The sequence below is a fragment of the Candidatus Poribacteria bacterium genome (genome assembly GCA_028820845.1).
GTDB lineage: Bacteria > Poribacteria > WGA-4E > WGA-4E > WGA-3G > WGA-3G.
On sequence record JAPPII010000101.1, the window covers coordinates 98689 to 117958 of the forward strand.

Here is a 19270-nt window from a genome sequence, read left to right on the forward strand (position 1 = left end):
AGGTTAGTTTTCCTTCCCGATACAGTAGAGGTGTTCTTCTGTGGTGAAGTAGATACGTCCATCGGCGATAGCAGGTGAACCGTAAATTTCGACGTAATGCGCCTCGTCCACTCGGTTTATTTCTTGGCTGCTAAGCGTTTCACATTTCGTTTCACTGGGTTGTAGGATAGCAAATACACCGTTGACTTCTGCGACGTAGAGTTTACCATCTGCCCAAACAGGTGAACCTTTGCCGACTTTGCCGATGTTGTGTATCCAGAGGCGTTCGCCGGTATTAGCATTAACAGCGTGAACGTTGGCGGAGTTATCCACAACATAGAGGTGTCCGCCGTAAATCGTAGGGGATGCGTACCCGACGTTAACTGCGTCGTATCGCCAGACCTCATGCGTTTGGGTAACATCTCCGGTACCCGTTGCGTCAATACACACCACACGTCCCATCTCCGTATTATCGATATTTTCTTCGCTATGTGAGGCGTAGACTTTCGTGCCTGAAACGATAACGGATGTATTGATGCCGCGCTGACTCAGTTTAAACCCCCAGACCATCTCCCCAGTGTTCTGCTTCATGGCATAGATACTGCCGTCCGCATTGCCACCGATAATAAGTTGTTGTCCGTTGATATTCGCAACGACGGGGGTGGAGTAGGTCGTATCTAACGGTCTACCGCCGGGAGTTGATATCCAAATAAGTTCACTGGTGTGTTTATTGAAAGCGAAGTAGCGGTGGCGTGTCATGGCTTGATCACCCCAGCCTGCATTGAGAAAACTAATCACGACGAGGTCGCCAGCAATAATCGGCGTATGAACGCGTCCGCCGTATCCCGATATCCGTCCATACTCCTCTGTGAGTGAACGCGACCAAAGGATGTTTCCGTCTTTGTCAAAGCAGAAGAAGAGTCCTTGGACACCGTGTGCATAGATATTCCCAGTTTCGGGATCGCCAGCGAGGCTCGTCCATCCAACTCGGTTGAAAGTAATGGTCGTATGAAAGACGTTGAATTGATAATTCCAGAGCAGTTCGCCGGTTTCTGCGTCGAAGCAGGCGACACGTTCCTGTTCAGTAATATCTTTGCCGACACGTCCGATGACGTAGACTCTGTTGTTGAGGATGATCGGTGTAGAGCGTCCTATAAATTCTGCCTTCCAGAGAAGGTTTTCACCTTCGGGTGACCAAGTTGAGATTAATCCTGTTTCAGCAGAGGTGCCGTCTTGATTCGGTCCTCGCCACGTCGGCCAATCCCCAGCGAAGGCAGGCATAGGTACGGCGAGCAGAACAAGGCAAATGGATAGCAGGCTTTTGTAGAGCAAATTTTGGCTTATGAATTGCGCCAAAAAACCCTGTTTTCGGTAGTGCAAATTTCTGTTCCCCCTGGTTTATTTTTGATATGTCTGTAATTTTAAGACGATACAAAGGTGTGAATGTTTAAATCGACGCTTCTTCTGAAAACGCCACAGTATGCTACGTTTACCTCGTATTAGGCGCGCCGAATCGTTTTGTTCTCAATACCTTTTGATATGCTATTATACCACATTTGGGATTTTTGAGGGAGATTTTAAATAAGAAATGTTAGTCAGTCCTGCTTTGCTAAACATTCCTTGAACCAATTAAGTTGTCTTACTGGTAACTGCAATGCTCCGCCACGCGACTGTTGTGCGACCTGCCATATCAACGGTTGCAGCGCGAAGGCGATAGTTTCCTGGACGTTTAAGCCTAAAACGTATTTCCACTCTGGTTTCTGTTTGTTCTTGATTAATGTGAACTTCGGAGTACTCTCTGTTTAGGAATCGGTAATCCTCTTCCTCAGGACCGAACAACTCCCAGAGCACCATCTCATTATTATACACACCATTTTCGTCAGCACCCCGGGTGTAGTAAACAGCAGCAGATCCTTCGGTCACAGTCGCACAAGCATGTACTTCAAGCGGGGTATCGGTTTGTGGCATAGACACATCAACAGTCAACACCGGCGGTATACCCGTTGGACGGGTTGGTGTCCTCGCGCCCTCGTGTAAGACCGTCTCCTGACCTTCACGGACCTCCACTTTACCATCTTCCCGAATACGGACGACTTCACGATAGTCAGACAATTTGAGTCCTTCTAAATCCCATAGGAGATCAAAGGCAACGCCGAGTCGAATTGCTCTCTCAATCTCGATAAAGAAGTTATGCATCACAGTCCGATATTTGACTCCCTCTCTATTGTGCCGTTCTAAGTTAAGCTCTCCCAAACCCCAGAGATTGCCCCTTCCCATCTCGACGTGACCGAGGTTGTAGCCAGGAGGAAGGAGGATGGCTATTTCTGCCGCTGTGCGTAGTTTGTCAAGATTTCTATGCGGATGACTTTCGACATGGGCACTCAGGTTTCGTGAAAGTGTGAGGACCTCGTTGTAAGGCACACAAGCAAGTTGATGATTATCCCAGTAGTGGAAATGCCTTGCTCCTAAGTCGTAGGCGTGTGTCTGCAACCAGAACGCATCGGCACGGTGTACCTGCCCGTAGATACTCATCCCCCAATCTTTATCTGTTTGTCTGGCAGCACCTCGTAGGAATCCGTAGAGGATACTCGCCAGATTTTTGGGGTCGTCTATCGGGATTTGACAGCCATAAGTCATGTTCATTTCAGGCAGTGTTCGCAGCGTTCCAACTCTGCCGGGCGGCTCAAAGACTATCGCAGTAGGAGATGCCGTGTTTCCCTCTGACAGTTGGTATACCGCAGAACTAATCATCGTCTCCCATGTATAGAGATTTTCTTGGAGAAACTGCATGTTTCCCAAATCTACATCTGGATCGGATTCCAGTGCTGTCCATAGCCGAGTCGGCGCGCCGTCGTATTTGGCAGTATGGAAATAGTCCCGAAACGCTTCAAAGGCAATTTGTGGTGTTAGTGCTTTCCGAAATTCCGGGTCTGCTGCCAGTTTCGGTCGCAGGACGTGGTCCCGCGTGCAGACAGCAGGTTCGTCCATGAAAATAGTAGGACCGAGGTAGTTGCTGCGATATAAACATTCAGGGTAACCCAGTGAGCCCGCGTCAATACCCCAGTAAAAGATACTGCGGTTTTTAACCCATTTAACTTGCTCCGCATCAACGCGGACGCAGTTGATGCCCGCTGCGATCATTTCGTCATAGTCGGCTTCTGTTAGCAGTACAAGTTCATAATCAGATGTGTCGTAGCGGCGCGTTTCATCTTTCTGTCTTGTGTTACTCGGAGGTCCGATAAGAACATCTGGACGGAGGGAAAGAAGTTGCGTTTTCGGCGGTTCGGCGAATTCGTCTAAATTGGACATATCCGAGAGCCGATAGGTATGTCCAAGGTACTTTGTTATTTGTGGAAAGGGACTGTTTTGTGGCGTTGCGTCTGTAGGTTTCGGAAAGAGATATTCCCACGCACCGAGTCCCGGCAAAACTGGTTTCCCTGTAAATCTATCGTGGAATTCCAAGGGCAGGTCATCTCTAATCTGTAGGATATAGCGCAAGATGTTTGCCCTGTCTCCCTTCAGGTTCTTGGAAGGAGAGTTTTTGCTGAGCAACCAGACTGCGAATTTTTCACCAGATGCTTTCGTTGCACGAAGACACAACCCCTGATAAAATACACCCGCCTTTTCTTCAACCGAACCAATTGCCAGGGTTAGCGTCTTCACAACGGTTTTAGGGAGTGAGGCTTCGCTTTCATGTTCGTACGTTGCCACTTGTCCCGGTTTTCCAATCGGGTATAGCGTGCCTTCGGTGGTTTCGGGTGTTTGCATTGTTGCCCTCAAGGTGCTTCTAAATCATTGAGAATCCGCGCCACTACCCGTTTGCGTCGTCCTTGGATCGCTGGCTGTTCCAATTCATAGACTTCATCCGAAATCAGATGTTTATATCTCTCAATCGGCAAGGCTTTGTGTGATCCGTTATCAATATAGCGGTTGAAGATGGTAAAGCGTGGGTAATCTTCTGTCCAGCGTCTGCCCCCGTGATAGAGTGCTTCTGTAAAGATAACACAATCGCCTGCACCGACGGGGACGTTAATAACTGTAGGAGGTCCATCGTAAATCGAGAGGTTATCAGGTGGTTCAAAGTTTCGTTTATGACTCCCCGGAAGACAGACAAACCCTGTTCCGGGTGGTACGTCAACTAAGGAGATACCAGCGTTAAGGAAACCTGCGCGAGGTCCTGATGCTTCTACACTGTAATCTTGACCAGCAGCATGAAAATTGATGTCGTCAGAGGTTGTGTAATTCTTGGTCAGCGCACAATCAACAAGGCAAGGTGTTCCGCGCGTCAGAGCAATAATCACCCGCATAACCTCTAAATTGAGTACAAGCCGTTGAAATACTGGATCACCGTATTGGATATGGTTAATCCAATGCGCAATCGTCGGTGAATGGGTACCGGTACGGGAAGTGGAAGTTAGCGGTGGGGGGAGTTCATCCAGCGTCACCTCGTGCCACCAATTGGCGAGTTCGATCATGCACTTGAGATCCTCAGACGGAACGACTTTGCGGAGGATGATGAATCCGTGGTGGTCAAAGAACCACTTTTCCTCAGGTGTCAACATAATATATACTCCTTATGATGTTACCGTGCCGCTTTGAGATCCCCCCACACGATAGGCAACTTCTCGGTTGTCTCAACGGACAACCCAATTTTTGATTCAAAGTTTCGGCGCACTTCGGCATCAGTCAGAGGTCGATCATATATGCGAACTTCATCAATGATGCCGGGGAAGAAACGTTCGACGTTCCCACGATTGTTCGCAGCACCGATATAGACGGGCTCCACAAACGGAATAAAAGTATCAAGTTTTTTGGCATCACCTACAATGACCTCTTGGGGTTCTCCATCCATATAGATGCTAACCTCAGATTCGCCCGCATCTTCAATTGCGAAAACGATGTGATGCCATTTGCCATCCGACAGAGCAAACTCAATTTCAACAGCGATTGCGTTGCACCCTGCCGCCGATTTTTGGCGGACGTAGTAGTGAACGATGTCCTCAGCGAATGGGAATCCTGCTTTCGCACTACGGTTGATATCGATTGCCCATGCCATATTACAGCCCTGATCGAGGACTTTGAAAAGCGTCGTCCAATCTTTCTTGAAACTCGTTTTGACCCACGCTTCAAAAGTAGATGTAGCGACCTGTTCGCCAAAGTCGCCGAGATTTGTTAGATTGACGTAATCGTCGCTCCCGTCAAACTCCAGAGCTTCTCCAACGTGTCCGCCGACAATTTTCGGGGCACCCACTATCTTTCCATCATTTTCACCCCAGACATCTTTGACAGTTCCACCAGCGATGTCTTTCTGGTCAAACGTCCAATAACTCACCAGTCCATCTGTGACGACTGGTTCCGTTCGTCCATTGGGTGAAAGTATTGCAAGCGTGAGGATGAGGGTGAAGAGATAGAATAGCCTTTTCATAATACTTTCCTCCTTGCAGAAGCAAGTATATTTCCGCATCTGTGGAAAATTTCTGATGTGATTTTGAGGCTTTTGGGATCGGTGAAGTAATTATAGCACGTTTAGCGGTTTCTTGTTAAATTTATTTTCCCTGAAGTTGATGCTTGCAAGTTGTGCTGAAAACTGATAGAATGGATTTATATCTATCCAGTTGCAGGCTACACTACTTTTGTAGAGCAAGTTTGTCTCTACGTTAGTTGCTATGAAGACCCCGACGTTGCCAAGCAGAGGAGAAAAATTATGCCGAAAATGACAGGTGCTAAGTTTATTGCTGAAACCGTCCATGGATATGGAATTACCCACGTTTTTTTCATGCCTTACATTGGACCACGGGCTTTAATGGAGATGGAAAATCTTGGGATCAAGCGCGTTCAAACACACGGTGAAAAAGCAGCGGCGTATATGGCAGATGCCTACGCCCGCGTGAAACGGGGTCCCAGCCTCTGTATGGCGCAGTCGGTTGGAGCGGTCAACCTCGCCGCAGGGTTACAAGATGCCTATCTCGCCTGTTCACCCGTGATTGCGCTAACAGGAAAAGAAAACCAAATTAATCAGCAACGACATGCCTATCAGGAGGTAGACCACGTTAATCCGTTTTCTGCGGTTACCAAATATAGCGCGTATGTCGCGACACCCGAGCAACTTCCCTTCTATCTACGTCAAGCCTTCCGTGCTGCGACAACAGGAACACCGGGCCCTGCACACTTGGATTTTGAAGGAATCGCAGGTTCTTCGGTCATTGATCGGGAGGGGGACCTTGAGGTTATCATTGAAGAGGCGTTTACCGAGTTACCGCCGTTCCGGCCAGAAGCAGAAGCGGAAAAGGTCACAGAAGCTATCAGGCTGCTTACTGACGCGGAACGCCCTATTATTGTGGCGGGTGGCGGTGTAACGGCATCGGATGCACGAGCGGAGCTTGTCGAATTAGCAGAAAAACTTTCGATTCCAGTGGCGACTTCATTGAATGCGAAAGCGATGTTCCCCAGTGATCATCCCTTGGCAGTTGGAACCCCCGGTTCATACTCGCGGGCGTGTGCGAACCAAGCCGTGTGCGAAGCAGACCTTGTTTTCTTTATCGGGAGCCATACCGGTGGACAGGTGACCAATGGGTATAAGATTCCACCACAAGGCACACCGATTGTCCAACTCGATATTAATCCCGATGAACTGGGACGCAATTATCCAATCCAGTTAGGCATGCAGGGAGATGTGCGGAATACACTCCGTCGGATGCTTGAAGCCGCGGAAGCCGCAGCACCGCGCACTGAATGGGTTAACCGCGTACAGGAATTGGTAAAAGACTGGAAAGAGGATGTCAGTGGGAAAGTGAACTCGGAGCTGTTACCGATGCTCCCAGAACGTCTCTGCCGTGAATTGACCGACTATCTACCCTCAGATGCGATCCTTGTATCCGATACGGGGCATTCAGGCATCTGGACCGGCACAATGATTGATTTTAAGCATCCCGATCAGTCTTTCATACGGTGTTCAGGTTCGCTGGGATGGGGGGTGCCCGCTGCGATGGGAGCGAAGTGCGCACAACCCGATAGACCGGTGATCTGTTTCACAGGTGATGGCGGTATCTGGTATCACATGACGGAATTGGATACAGCAATGAAATCTGGTATTAACGCTGTTATTGTGGTAAACAATAATCATTCACTGAACCAAGAACAGGGTGGTGTTGAGTCGGTCTACGGAGGGCGGACCGCTGGCTCTGATGAACTCTGGTTGTTCCCAGATGCGGATTTCGCGAAGATGGCAGAATCGATGGGATGTCTGGGGATTACGGTCAACAAACCGAGTGAACTCGCGAGCGCGCTGGACCAAGCGTTTGATTCGGGGAGACCGGCAGTTGTGGATGTGAAAACGCATGTCGAAGGGATTGCGCCGCGGGCGTGGATGCCTTCGTAAAAGCAGATTCTGCAATAGTGCGGGGCTCCACGTGCCTCGCACCGCCTATAGTGCGTTATCCTGTACGTTTCGGATTGGAGGATAGTTGAACTTTCCGTGTTGCCACTCTTTGTAGATTAGAAATGCCCCGAGTAAACACAAACTGTAGCATAACACATCTTCTATACCAGTGGTTATAATGGCGATATCCAATCTTTGTCGCAATTTTACGCCCCTTACGTCTACCCCCGGTTCCCATTGCGCGATATTATATGCGTTGAGAACTGCAGCGACAATCCAATTGAGAAACCTGACTTTGATGAGGGGCAGTGCCGCGGCGACTAATATCAGACCCTTTGACCGCGTTCGGAAGCATAAAAACACTAAGAATCCCATAACTGCCACAAATTCCAAGTATCCGATACCAGTTGTCAGTCTTACAAAAACATTCATAAGCCTCACTAAAACTTCCTTCAAATGCAGAGTTGAGTTACCGTATCATTTCTATTAGGGAAATTATGTCATGAATCTCCTGATCATATCAAAATTCCATAAACATGCCGCCCTTACAGGACAAACACAGGACTACTTAGTTTTCACGTTTGTAGGTATATTTCTCGAAGTCGTGAGCCGGAGCTCGCTTTTTTGGTTTTACCATAGTTAGGAGACACATATACCATGGTTTGTCCGTTCTGCCCACCAAAAGTCAACGACAATGTTATTCTACTTGAGAACGAGTTAAACCTGTTTATCGATCTAAAGCATTCGATACTGCAAGGCTCTGGAATTATTGTACCAAGAGTACATCGGGAATCAGCATTTGATCTCACCGAAGAAGAAATTGCTTCTACGTTTTCACTGCTTACGGAAGTTAAAGCCTTGCTTGATGCTCAGTACAACCCGCAAGGTTACAATCTGGGTTGGAATTGTGGTGCTGTAGCTGGACAGACGGTGTTCCATGCGCATTTACATGTGATTCCACGTTATACGTCTGAGCCTTATGCTGGTAAAGGGATTCGCTACTGGCTGAAACAAGAGTCTAATCGCAGGAGAATCTAATAAGTTGTTATTGTTGATAGCAAGGACTCGTTAAACATTTAAAGTTAGGGACAAGTATCTTTGGTTAACATACGTGCGTGCGATTTTCGTGTGTATACTTTGCCGCCAATGAATTTACGACTTTTAAAATCCGTAAATAAATCTCTGTCCCCTTCTCGGTAGGATACTAACACTTTTACTCCTGCTATCAGTGCCAATGCGATAATATGCTCATCATCTGATGCTGTCTCACCTTTGAGTTCATTTGCCTTTTCTTGCACATCTTCAGAGGGCACCACTTTGAGTCTACCGGTTTGTCTTAGGCGGTTTCTCAGATTCTGCATTCCACCTTTATCCCATTCATCTTCTATTTTCTCTATATCAGCATAAGCGATTTTGCCATTTCTTCTCTCTAACCAAGCCCACACAGGCTCCATATCTTCATCGTCTGGGTTCCTGAATTTATGAAAAGTGTTCGTATCAACAATAATACACATCGCTTACTCTTTAAACCCCAGGAGCCGTTTGGATTCTTTTAGGAAAAATTCGCCGTAATGTGGTGGTACGTTTTCCATATTACCCATTTTATCAAAACCGATATTATACACATTGACGATGCGTCCCTTTGGTTCAAAATAGATCAACGACACATCTTCGGGACGGATATTGCCTCTTATAATGTCAATACGCACACGGTCAATCATATAGTCGCTGTGCGTCTCAACGATGAACGCCCGGTTCCCCTCATTTGCCAATCGTGCTAATAGAGAGGAAAGTTCCGCTTGTGCTTTTGGGTGTAAGTGGACTTCGGGTTGTTGTAGTAAGAAATAGGTCATCTCTGAAGGATCAGATTTCAAAATGTGCACCAAGACTGGTAAAATTTGACTTACACCGTAGCCAACATCAATGATATTTGCTTTAGGACCGCGCACTTTGACCTGCAATTGGAACGGAGCACCTAAGGAGCCTCCAAAGTTTTTTACGTCTATGTTCTCGAACAGTCCAGAATTCCTGCCAAACTCAACTAATTGTGTTTTTACCGCTTCCCAATCCTTTTTCTCAATTGCTTCAATCCGCATTAAATACATAGGAACATCGCTGCCTTCTGGATCATTAAATTCTCGGGTGGGATCGTATGTTCGTTTAGGGCGTGAGCGAATCGGGGACGTACTAAACACAAATAGCTCGTCCCCCATATACCAGGGGTCGTATCGCCACTTTTCCGAATTTTGGAGTGTTTCTACATAGTTTGCTAAAGCTGTTTTTTCTTCAGCGTCGTATTCCAAAAAATTTTTTAATTCAAGGTCGAGGTATCCAGAAACGAAGGAGGAGTGAAAAATGTTCAAATCGTCAGTATCACAATTTATTTGACAGCGATTGTGCTTTTTATCAAAGTCAATTAAACGATCTGGCCTATCTGCCCAATCTTCTACAACTCTGAAAACAATTTCGCCATCTGATAACTTCAGACTGAGCGAACTTATTGCAGGCTCAATTCCTCCCGTTTTTTGGGTAAATTCGACTATCCATTTAACAAAGTCAACAGTAAACCCCAGTTTAAAACTCTTCGCTTTCGGTCTACTGTTTCTGACGATATCCTTAAAGATCCCCATGGAATAGGGATCCGCATTAAAATCTACCCCTTCTCCTCGCAAATAATCTGCCAACACCTGGAAACACGCCAACGCTGTCGTTTTACCGGTGCTGTTTTCACCGACTAAAAAGGTCAGGGGGCGAATTTCAAGCGTTTGGCGTTCACTGAAGCAGCGGACATCTTCTATTGTGAATTGGGTAATGTTCATAGCATCATCTCCACAACATTGTTGTGTGATTCTGAGATATATTGATTTGTAGTTTTCTCAATACACTGCATGCCTTATGGTAACATATCCAATGGAGGATGTCAACAGAATCCGTCGGAAATTTGGAGTCATTTAGTTTTAGGCTTTTTCGCCCGATTTTAAGGAGAGGCACAAGCGAAAACTTCTTCCTACAGCAAGGGTCAAGAAACTCAGTAACCCTGAACTCTGCCTGTCTTGTAGCGTTGCTTTTCTATTCTTCTTCCGAACTCTATTCCCAAGTAGTGCTGCAAGACCGGTAGGATGTCTATTTCTTCTCGGTTGCGTTGTTGACGAAAACAGTTAGCTAAATCTCTACAGAAAGCGAATAGATTCTCTGGCTCCACCGCATACATATCATCGAACAGAAGTTTGTATATGGCAATAGTTGTATAGGGTGGATCTTCAGTTTCTGCCATTTCCAGCCAGCTCACTCGCTCCTGAACCAATAGATCTTCGCTACACCATCCCAAGTAGGCGAGTACCCAACCGGTCATATACTGGGCAATCGCTTCAACGATCAGCCTATAGTTGTTCGAGACTGCTCCGCCGAGCCAACAATGCAAAAGTTCATAAACGAAAAAGTGGTACGCGAGATCCCGCTCAGGCTCTGTGTGACCATAATCGATCGGGAGCTCGCAGATAATTTTGATTTTTTTAAAGCGCTCTCGAAGGGAGTAAATTTGTCTGTCTATCTCAGATCGCGCGCCATAATCGTTCGGTTCGCAGAGACGATCTTCCACTTGAATAACAACGTCTGGTCCGGGTCCCATGAGTTTTTCAAATTCTCGACGGGTCTGTTCTAACAATTCAAGAATTGTTTTAGAACTCCAGGGCGTTTCGCCTCTACTTTATAAGTGAAGTTCTTTGAAGAGGCGATCGAACCCCAGGTTGTAATATTCAATTTCTAAATCCTCCACGATTCAATTCACAGTTCCCTCAAAATTTAGGCGTATTTTAGGACTGGCTAAAGACTTCCATTCCGGCAGAACCATCAGCAATCCTGCGGATCTGTTTCTCAAAACCGGGGGGTGAGAGCGTCCATGTAATCCAGAGCGGTTCATCGCCTGTATTAACAAAGCGGTGTTCCACATTGGGGGGGAGATAGATGACTGTACCAGGTTTCAGATCAGCAACTTCATCACCGACAAACGCTTTGCCTTGTCCACCATAGACAAAAATAATCTCTTCGGCCTCACTGTGCGAGTGAAGTGGAATTTCACTATTGGGATCGACCTCTTCGAGTCCCATCGCGAAATGTGAAGTACCGACAGTATTCGGTTCAACGAGGGTGTACAAGGTTCGTGGTGCTTCCCCCTCGATACGTACGACTTCGGCATCTTCTTTGTGATAAATGTGTTTCATCTTTTTCCTCCAAGATTAAGTTTTACGTCTGATTGTTGTACCTGAATCTGAAAAACTTAAATAGATTGTATCCTTCATAGAATTCTTCCCTGTCCCGCGCTTATCGTTTAGGTCACAACGCCCGTATCTCCTCAAATAAAGCCAACTGTTGCTGATAATCTTTCGGGAGTAGGCGCACTTCTTGATAACCCTCAAAGAAAATTGCCTGTTCAGACTTACTCAATTGGCGTGAAAGCGTTAGAATATCTGAAAGATAATAGCCAAATCCAAATTGCATCACGTCAATTGGGCAGAGCTGCCCCTCCGAGACGACGATATTATGCGGTGCCAAATCCAAGTGAATCAGTCCAAAAGCGTCTCGTCTCTCACCATGTTCTGCAACAAACTGAGAGAAACGCGAAGGAAGCGAAGCGAGTTTTTCACGTGCCTCCGCTGAGTCATCTATATTGCCACTTGCAAGTGCCTTTTCAACTTGCAGCGTAACCCACTCTATATCGTAGTACCGAGGACGGGTAAACCAGTCTGGCAATTCTAACGTTTCCGACACAGAGTGCATACGACCCACTATTGATCCAAGACTCCGAATCAATTCTGGTGTCTTTTCCGCTGCCGAAAGGGCACCCAATGTCTCGCCAGGAATCCAATCGTATACAGTCGCATAGCGCGACGGTAGATCGTTTGGAGAGGTACACTGAATCATTTCGCCATCACGTCCTGGCACGGGTGAGAGGGTCTTGATACCACCCTTATTCCGCAGTGCCTGTAGCCAATAGATTTCGGATTGAATTTTATACACAGCAGTTCCAGCTTGATGGAGTCTCAGTGTGAACCGGGCGTCTTCAGTATCCACGAAAAACAACATGTTCGCAATATCAAATCCAACCCCACTAATTCGGAATGAGGCGTTATTCAATCCATACGACCCAACAGCCGCTTTTGCATAGTGCCAATCGGTGGCAAGGAACTGTAAACCCCTTTTGCTATAAACTATCAAAATGTCGTTGTCGCAGGCGTGTTGTGTGGATTCGGAGATAAACGTGCGTTGTGCATCATTGAGGGAGTCAAGGAAGGCAAGGATATCGGGATCAATCTGTGGAGGGTGACCAGAAATTGCTTCGAGCCAATACTGTCTGCATCTATCGTGACAATCGATCCGATAGACAGGTAGAGACGAATCTCGGTACCAATCGGGGGAATTTTCGATGGCGTATTCAACTTGGGTGCCACAAAATGGGCACGACATTTTCTCTCCCATGGTGGATTTTCCTGTACTAACTTGATAATCGAATGCTCGTGATTAGGTGCCTTGGTTGAATCGCGGTTCGTCCAGTCTGAAAGTCAACAAGAACCCAATTGAAACGAGTACTGAACAGCTGATGAAAACCGGTTCAAACGCTAATGTCTCGATAAGTGCTCCAATTAAGGGTGAAACAAACAAGGGAATGGCTTGAAAAAGGCTCATCACGCCGAGGTATTGTGGGTGTTTTTCTTGTGGCGCGATTTCAAGGGTATAGTTTGTGACAATGCGAGCAGACACGGGTGTGAATCCCATAAGGGCAAAGACAATCCAATAGAATTGCCCACCGGAAGGCATGCGACTAATGCCAATCGCTAACAGCGGCATACAGGCACTGATTAATATCAGAATGCGCAAAACCAATCGGTTGCCCGAGCGGTCTGCGATATTGCCCATGATGCCAGCACCGACGGCATTGGACGCATTCTGTGCGACGATCAACGCAACAAAACCGGAAGGGACTAACCCTAAGGTCCGCTGTCCGAAAACGGTATAATGTGGAAAAAGGGGCCAGATTGAATAAAACAGCAAGATAACAATCGCAAATCGTCGAAAGTTTCTATCGTATCTCAATAAGAGGAGGGCATCTCCGAGAAACTGAAAAAAGGGAGCGTTACGTTGGGGTCGTGACGGAAGCTCTTTAAACCAGAAACTCACCAAAGCGGCAACACCAAAGGAGATAGCCGTTGCATTGAAAAGCACTATATAATGGGCAGCGTTATCAGAAAGCCAACGCGGTAGCAGATAAAAAGCGAGGCCAATCGAAATCGTACAGCCGATGATATTAGAGTAAGCGAGGAGGCGCCCCCGTTTTTCTGGACTGATGAGTTTGCCTTGTAGCGTCCCGTTAGCCAGATGATTGCAACCGACAGCAAGCCAGTGCACGGTACATAGTACAAGGAAAGTCGCAACAATAATATTGGCTGACCAGTCTGTTACACCCAATATAAGAGACAACACGCACCACGGGATCGCAAAACCGAAACTTGTGAAAACGAAGAATGCCTGTTTTTTCGGCATCTGTGCAACGCGCTGCGCAACCAGAAATTGCGGCAAACTCTGTCCAATGCGTAAAATGAGTGGGAGCAATCCACGGATGGTGCCAGACGACGTGTAGGTGTCGATAAACGCCGGAATGACCACAGACTCGGATTTGAACATCCAACCGAAACGCATCACAATTTGATTCAAGGCGAATACAATTAAATTGCGTTTTTCATGCGGATAAGATTCTTTAGAACGGACGTTCATTTGATTAGAGTCACTTTTGTTCATCAAGACTCCGTTTGCCTGTTAATAAGTAGGCAAATTTACTCATTTTCTTACTAACTTTCAGATATTATAATTTCCCTTTTTGGAGCAGCTGTGCCCCATAGGTTTCCAAACCCATTTTCGCCTGGGATGTTAACGTTTCTTGCTCGGAGAGTGCTTTGGCAACGCGATGAAACCGTTCAATGTCCCTCAATCCCATAATCGTTACATTGACGCTCTGATGACTCAGCACATAGCGATAGAATTCCTCTGGGGATGGTGCGTCTGACGCATCAAAGAGTCTATCATTACGCGAGGCATTCATAATGACCACGCCTGTATCATGTTTATCGGCTGCGGGAAAAACAGTACGTTCAGGTATTTTCATCGCACAATTGTACCAGCAGAGAACCGTATCGAAAAGTCCAGTGGCGACCGCTTCTTGCACCTGAAACCAATCGTGCCCAGTCACACCGATGAATCGCACAAGCCCCTCCTCTCGTGCTTTCTGTGCCATCTCCATCGCGCCGCCGGGTGCCAGTGCTTTGACGCGTCCGTCTTGCGTATTCAGATGATGCAGTTGGTAGATGTCAATGTAATCGACGCTAAGTGTCCGTAGAGATGTTTCAAGGTCTTTCCGTGCGCTGATGGCATCGCGTTCGTGTGTTTTGGTCGCAATAATAAGTTTATCGCGTTGTCCTTTTATTGCTGTTCCGATGACTTTTTCATCCTCGCCATCTCTGTATGCGCGCGCCGTATCAATATAATTAATACCAGCATCAATTGCCCTGCGGTACACCTCAGCAGATTCACAATACGCGCCGCCGACACCGAGCCGAGTGACTGTCAAGCCTGTGCGACCTAAAACTGTTTTCGGAATTTCATAACCCATGATATTACCTCAAACGTGCTGGTTAACACTTTAGTAGTTTATCGGCGAAAATACTGCCCATATTTATTGTGGTATTCGATAGCCGCCACCAACGTATAGCAGCTGCCCTGTGAGCCACCGCGCCTGTTCAGAACAGAGAAAAACTGTGACATCAGCCACATCTTCGGGTTTGCCAACCCTTCCTAAGGGTGTAGATTTCGCAATTGCTTTTTCGTTCTCTGGTTCAATGTAACCTGTCTGCACAGGTCCGGGAGCAACGACATTCACCGTGATCCCGTATTTCCCCAACTCACACGCGGCGGAGCGGCTATAGGATTCGATGGCGTGTTTGCTTGCTGCATAACTAACATTCAACGGGTGACAATGTGCGGCATCCGTACTCGTATTAACAATCCGGCCCCAGTTCAATCCATTTCTCAGGTATTGGTTCAGATACGCTTGCATCATCAAGGCATAAGCCCGAGAATTGATAACAAAGTGGGCATCAATATTTGCAGCAGTTGATAAGAAAATACCACTCCCTGCTCTTGAAGTTTGTTCCGGGTCAAATGTCTCTAACACGCAGTGGGTATGATTATTAATCAAGATGTCGATGGGACCGAATTCTTTCTCACATGCATCAAAGAGTTTTGAGATGTTTGTTTCCTCAGCAAGGTCCGCCTCTAAAGCAGATATTGTCATCTCGGCATCTCTAAACCGATTGACAAGTTCAGAAATGGGCTTCTGTTGCATGGCTCGGTAAAGCGTATCTCCGCCTATTCCTGATTTTTCGGCACGTTTCAGTTTTTCTTTGCTGTATTGACAGGGTGGACAAAAAAATGAAGCAAATACTTTCACACCTTGTTTGCCGAGTGCCAATGCTGTTGCGGCACCGATACCATGGTTGGCACCCGTAATCAGTGCCACTTTTCCCTCTAATTTCGGATCAATCATAAAGTAGTCTCTCAAAACGCTGGTGCCATGTTCCACGCTTGCACGGATTGGAAGTGTGCCTGTCCGCCACGACTCAACAACCTTACACCAATACTATCAGCGCGCGTCGGGTAGACGCGTTGCGTAATACACTGCCTACCGTTAGCAAATACTTCAACCACAGACTTATCGACATAGATGCGGAGTTGAAGCGTTTCATTGTCTTTCAATGCGAATGGCGCGTGCTGGGCATCGACAAACTGCTCCGACTCCGGCAATCTCGCGGTACCACCGGCATCTCGGTAGTGTGGATAGCGGATAGCGTCGTTTAAAGTAGAACGACTGATGTCTATTTTTAAAGTCCCTTCCCCTGGAACATACAGAATCCCGGTTCGCTCAGCCTGATTAGGTGAGCAGAGCACCTGAACGCCGACTTCGGTTGCATCCTTGGGATCAATCTCAACAGCCAACTCAAGGCAATTCCCTTGAATTTCTTCTAAGTTCAACGCCTCATCAGTGTTCAGTGTGATGTTTTTGAGTTCTTTCGGGTTCATCCGTAGGCAGTCTAACTCTGGCACCGGTTCAATCTGCAGACTACCATCGGTTGCGAGGGAGAGGACGCGTGGCAAGGTCATAACTCCTGACCAACCCGAAGCGCGTTCCTCTTCAATGTCGCGAATTTCCCGAATCCAATCGAAAAAGATACGTCGTCCGTGCGCGTCTAACAAGGAACGCGGTCCACCGAGCATGCCACCCGCCCAACTCATGCGTCCGTAATTCTCAACATGATACGCTTCATTTTCAAATCTACCGAGGTAATACTGCGTGCCTTGCCAATGGCTACAAAACAGCAGCATGTGCTTGTCGCCTAACGGATAAAAATCGGGTACTGCACAATCTTCTTCCGCGTCTGTCCACTCACGCCGCGATTGATAAAAAGAGCGCACGAATTCCCACTCTACAAGATTGGACGACTTAAACAGAGCCGTGCCGTCCCCGACTTGTTCCGGTATTCTGTTCCCGATGAGTGCGTAGTAGGTATCGCCCTCCAGCCAAGCACACGGGTCAAATACAATATACTCGCCGTGTCCTTTCTCCCCAGGTTTTGGCACTGGAATCACCGGATTGGCTGGATGTTTGTCCCACGTAATAAGCAAGTCATCATCACTCGCTGCGATGCACGTTCCGTCAGGAACCCCATGATAGATGAACGTCGGGGTACCCTCCCGATTTACGAGAGCACCGCCGCTGAAACAACCATCGCGGTCTGGTCCATCGAGATCGGGCGTTAAAGCAATCGGATGATGCACCCAATGCACCAAATCAACACTCGATGCGTGTCCCCACTGCATCCATTTCCAATAGCCACCTTCCGGGTTGTGCTGATAGAAGATATGATATCGACCTTTCCAAAAGATGGAACCGTTAATGTCGTTCATCCAGCCGAACGGCGGGGTGAAGTGATAGCACGGTCGATAAGGATCGCCCTCATACATTGACTCGAGTACGCGTGTGGAATGAATAAGTGCTTCTGTTTTTTCGATGGCTGTGTTCATAGTCCTATATCCATCCGTCCTCAATCATCAACGTTAGGGGTGATTCCATCTCTTCAAGGGGCAGATGAATCCGCCGCCGTTTCCGAGACGACTCGTAAATCGCCATAAGCAGTTCGTGAGTTGCGTATCCTTGATAACCACTTGAACGATGCTCCCGGTCCTCTTCAATAGCGGCTATCATGTCTCGTACAGGGTTGCTTTCTGAGGGAAGTTCAGGCGCGATCCAAGCACATCCCGATGCTGTGTTTCGGACGCGGAGAGAGGGACCGCCCGGAGCAGCGAGTTCGAGTTCACCTTCCGTGCCATAGCAGTAGATGTGGTGATACCCCGGAGCGGTGTCGCTCCCACCTTCAATGATAGCGCGGACATTATCCTCGAACTTGAAGTAACCCAACGAGAAGTCTTCAGAGTGCAGATCATATTTCATCGGTGTGTTGATACGTTCAATCTGACCAATCACCCAAGTAACCGAACGATCGCTGTAGACATATCGCATTAGATCAACAGTGTGCGTAGCGTTGTCTTTCAGATCGCCACCGCTACAGACACCGTGAATACGGAAAAGGTCCCCAATAGCACCGTCAGCAATCATCTGTCTTGCGAGTTGATAGGGTGCACTAAACCGGACTTGATGGTCAATCGCCAATTTAACGTCGTGTTGTGAACAGGTTTCGAGCATCTCGCGTGCTTGCCCGAGGTTTTCTGCCATCGGTTTTTCGGATAGAATCCCCTTCACACCCCGTTTTGCGGTTTCAATTACGACCGGCGCATGCAGTTTCGGACGCGTACAAACAGAGACCAGATCAATCTCTTCCGTCTCAAGCATTTCAATATAATCGGTATACTGTTTTTCGACACCGTACTGTTCACCATACGCCTTCAATCCCGCTGCATTAATATCGGCAATCGCAGTCAGAGAAGCCCGCGGTTCATTCACATACCATCCGGCGTGCATGTGCGAAATCCCACCGCACCCAATTATCGCAACGTTGTAGGTTTTATCCATTGTGGATTCCTCTTGTGCCTGTGTTATAGCAATGCTAATCCGCTTTGTGTCCCAAGCAGGACAACACATCGTGTAGATTTGAAACTACATAATCCGGTCGTTCATCCCCTGTTTCCGGTATCCGCCCATCAGATTTTCGGTCAATAAGGACGCTTGTCATACCCACACGGTTCGCCCCAACAATGTCATTCTCAATGGAGTCACCGACAAACACAACTTCTTTGGGTAGAACACCGGCACGCTCACAAGCGACTGTGAAGACTTTGATGTTTGGTTTCCTGACACCGACTTCATCGGAAATTGTCAGCGATTGGATACGTTTACTGAGTCCGAGATGTTGGACTTTAGAAAATTGGCTGTCCGTATGGTTATCGTGTGCACCATTTGTAACAATACCGACATGGTATGTGTGTAACGCCTCAAGTACCGTGACATCTTCGTAAAGACGCAAACTTGTGAGGTAACGCGAACTCAAAAAGTTGTTGAGTTCTTCTACAATTTTACCTATAGGCAGACCGAGTTCCCGGAATAAACAGTGAAAACGTTTGTCTCTCAGCTCAGCCATAGAGCCTTTTCCGGCATTGAGTTGTCCAAAAAGTTCCTGATGAACTGTCCGCCACGCTTGTGTAATAGTATCTTCCGAGACATCCGGTTCGTACTTACGTAGCAATTGGAATGTCTCTCCTGTCGCAATGTCCCATGCTGTATCAGAGTCGCAGAGCGTGTTATCAAGGTCAAAGAATACTGCTTTAATCATCTTCCCTCAAATGTTGTAAAAT

General features: G+C 47.3%; 18 protein-coding genes. 2 read left to right on the forward strand and 16 right to left on the reverse strand.

What is annotated here, in order from left to right; all coding sequences use genetic code 11:
* Nucleotides 1-3: 3 nt before the first annotated feature.
* The 4 genes from OXN25_18685 to OXN25_18700 form a co-directional block, all read right to left on the reverse strand.
* Nucleotides 4-1359: a PQQ-binding-like beta-propeller repeat protein gene (locus OXN25_18685; GenBank protein ID MDE0426882.1), complete on the reverse strand. Its 1356-nt coding sequence runs from the start codon at nucleotides 1357-1359 to the stop codon at nucleotides 4-6.
* A 249-nt stretch (nucleotides 1360-1608) separates the two neighbouring features.
* Nucleotides 1609-3747, reverse strand: coding sequence for a hypothetical protein (locus OXN25_18690; protein MDE0426883.1), 2139 nt, complete (start codon nucleotides 3745-3747; stop codon nucleotides 1609-1611).
* A gap of 8 nt (nucleotides 3748-3755) precedes the next feature.
* On the reverse strand, nucleotides 3756-4541 hold the full coding sequence (locus OXN25_18695; protein MDE0426884.1) for a phytanoyl-CoA dioxygenase family protein: 786 nt from the start codon (nucleotides 4539-4541) through the stop codon (nucleotides 3756-3758).
* A 20-nt stretch (nucleotides 4542-4561) separates the two neighbouring features.
* The gene (locus OXN25_18700; protein ID MDE0426885.1) at nucleotides 4562-5404 is read right to left on the reverse strand and encodes a LamG domain-containing protein; all 843 of its coding nucleotides are present in this window, start codon (nucleotides 5402-5404) and stop codon (nucleotides 4562-4564) included.
* Between the two features lie 279 nt (nucleotides 5405-5683).
* Here OXN25_18700 and OXN25_18705 point away from each other — a divergent pair, with 279 nt between their 5' ends.
* Nucleotides 5684-7357, forward strand: a complete 1674-nt coding sequence (locus OXN25_18705) for a thiamine pyrophosphate-binding protein (GenBank protein ID MDE0426886.1) — start codon at nucleotides 5684-5686, stop codon at nucleotides 7355-7357.
* A 45-nt stretch (nucleotides 7358-7402) separates the two neighbouring features.
* Here OXN25_18705 and OXN25_18710 read toward each other — a convergent pair whose 3' ends face one another.
* On the reverse strand, nucleotides 7403-7789 hold the full coding sequence (locus OXN25_18710; GenBank protein ID MDE0426887.1) for a hypothetical protein: 387 nt from the start codon (nucleotides 7787-7789) through the stop codon (nucleotides 7403-7405).
* 225 nt (nucleotides 7790-8014) lie between these two features.
* On the opposite strand from OXN25_18710, the gene OXN25_18715 reads away from it, so the two are divergent.
* Nucleotides 8015-8395 (forward strand): HIT domain-containing protein, encoded by a 381-nt coding sequence (locus OXN25_18715; protein ID MDE0426888.1) that lies wholly within the window; start codon nucleotides 8015-8017, stop codon nucleotides 8393-8395.
* A gap of 44 nt (nucleotides 8396-8439) precedes the next feature.
* Here the strand turns inward: OXN25_18715 and OXN25_18720 are convergent, their stop codons facing one another.
* The 11 genes from OXN25_18720 to OXN25_18770 all read right to left on the reverse strand — a co-directional run bounded on the left by OXN25_18720 (nucleotide 8440) and on the right by OXN25_18770 (nucleotide 19248).
* A complete protein-coding gene (locus tag OXN25_18720) occupies nucleotides 8440-8871 on the reverse strand; it encodes a hypothetical protein (protein ID MDE0426889.1) in 432 nt (143 codons plus the stop codon).
* A gap of 3 nt (nucleotides 8872-8874) precedes the next feature.
* Nucleotides 8875-10176, reverse strand: a complete 1302-nt coding sequence (locus OXN25_18725) for an AAA family ATPase (GenBank protein ID MDE0426890.1) — start codon at nucleotides 10174-10176, stop codon at nucleotides 8875-8877.
* Nucleotides 10177-10385: 209 nt separating this feature from the next.
* Nucleotides 10386-11021, reverse strand: a complete 636-nt coding sequence (locus tag OXN25_18730; GenBank protein MDE0426891.1) for a hypothetical protein — start codon at nucleotides 11019-11021, stop codon at nucleotides 10386-10388.
* Nucleotides 11022-11169: 148 nt separating this feature from the next.
* On the reverse strand, nucleotides 11170-11577 hold the full coding sequence (locus OXN25_18735) for a cupin domain-containing protein (GenBank protein MDE0426892.1): 408 nt from the start codon (nucleotides 11575-11577) through the stop codon (nucleotides 11170-11172).
* Between the two features lie 112 nt (nucleotides 11578-11689).
* Nucleotides 11690-12832: a phosphotransferase gene (locus tag OXN25_18740; GenBank protein MDE0426893.1), complete on the reverse strand. Its 1143-nt coding sequence runs from the start codon at nucleotides 12830-12832 to the stop codon at nucleotides 11690-11692.
* A gap of 42 nt (nucleotides 12833-12874) precedes the next feature.
* Nucleotides 12875-14149 carry an MFS transporter gene (locus OXN25_18745; GenBank protein MDE0426894.1) on the reverse strand — a complete coding sequence of 425 codons (1275 nt, stop codon included), beginning with the start codon at nucleotides 14147-14149 and terminating at the stop codon, nucleotides 12875-12877.
* A gap of 64 nt (nucleotides 14150-14213) precedes the next feature.
* Nucleotides 14214-15017, reverse strand: a complete 804-nt coding sequence (locus OXN25_18750; GenBank protein ID MDE0426895.1) for an aldo/keto reductase — start codon at nucleotides 15015-15017, stop codon at nucleotides 14214-14216.
* 63 nt (nucleotides 15018-15080) lie between these two features.
* Entirely contained in the window at nucleotides 15081-15950 is an 870-nt protein-coding gene (locus OXN25_18755; GenBank protein ID MDE0426896.1) for an SDR family oxidoreductase, read from the reverse strand.
* A gap of 11 nt (nucleotides 15951-15961) precedes the next feature.
* Entirely contained in the window at nucleotides 15962-17485 is a 1524-nt protein-coding gene (locus OXN25_18760; GenBank protein MDE0426897.1) for a glycoside hydrolase family 32 protein, read from the reverse strand.
* Nucleotides 17486-17489: 4 nt separating this feature from the next.
* A complete protein-coding gene (locus OXN25_18765; GenBank protein MDE0426898.1) occupies nucleotides 17490-18491 on the reverse strand; it encodes a Gfo/Idh/MocA family oxidoreductase in 1002 nt (333 codons plus the stop codon).
* Between the two features lie 34 nt (nucleotides 18492-18525).
* Nucleotides 18526-19248 (reverse strand): HAD family hydrolase, encoded by a 723-nt coding sequence (locus tag OXN25_18770; protein MDE0426899.1) that lies wholly within the window; start codon nucleotides 19246-19248, stop codon nucleotides 18526-18528.
* Nucleotides 19249-19270: the final 22 nt, after the last annotated feature.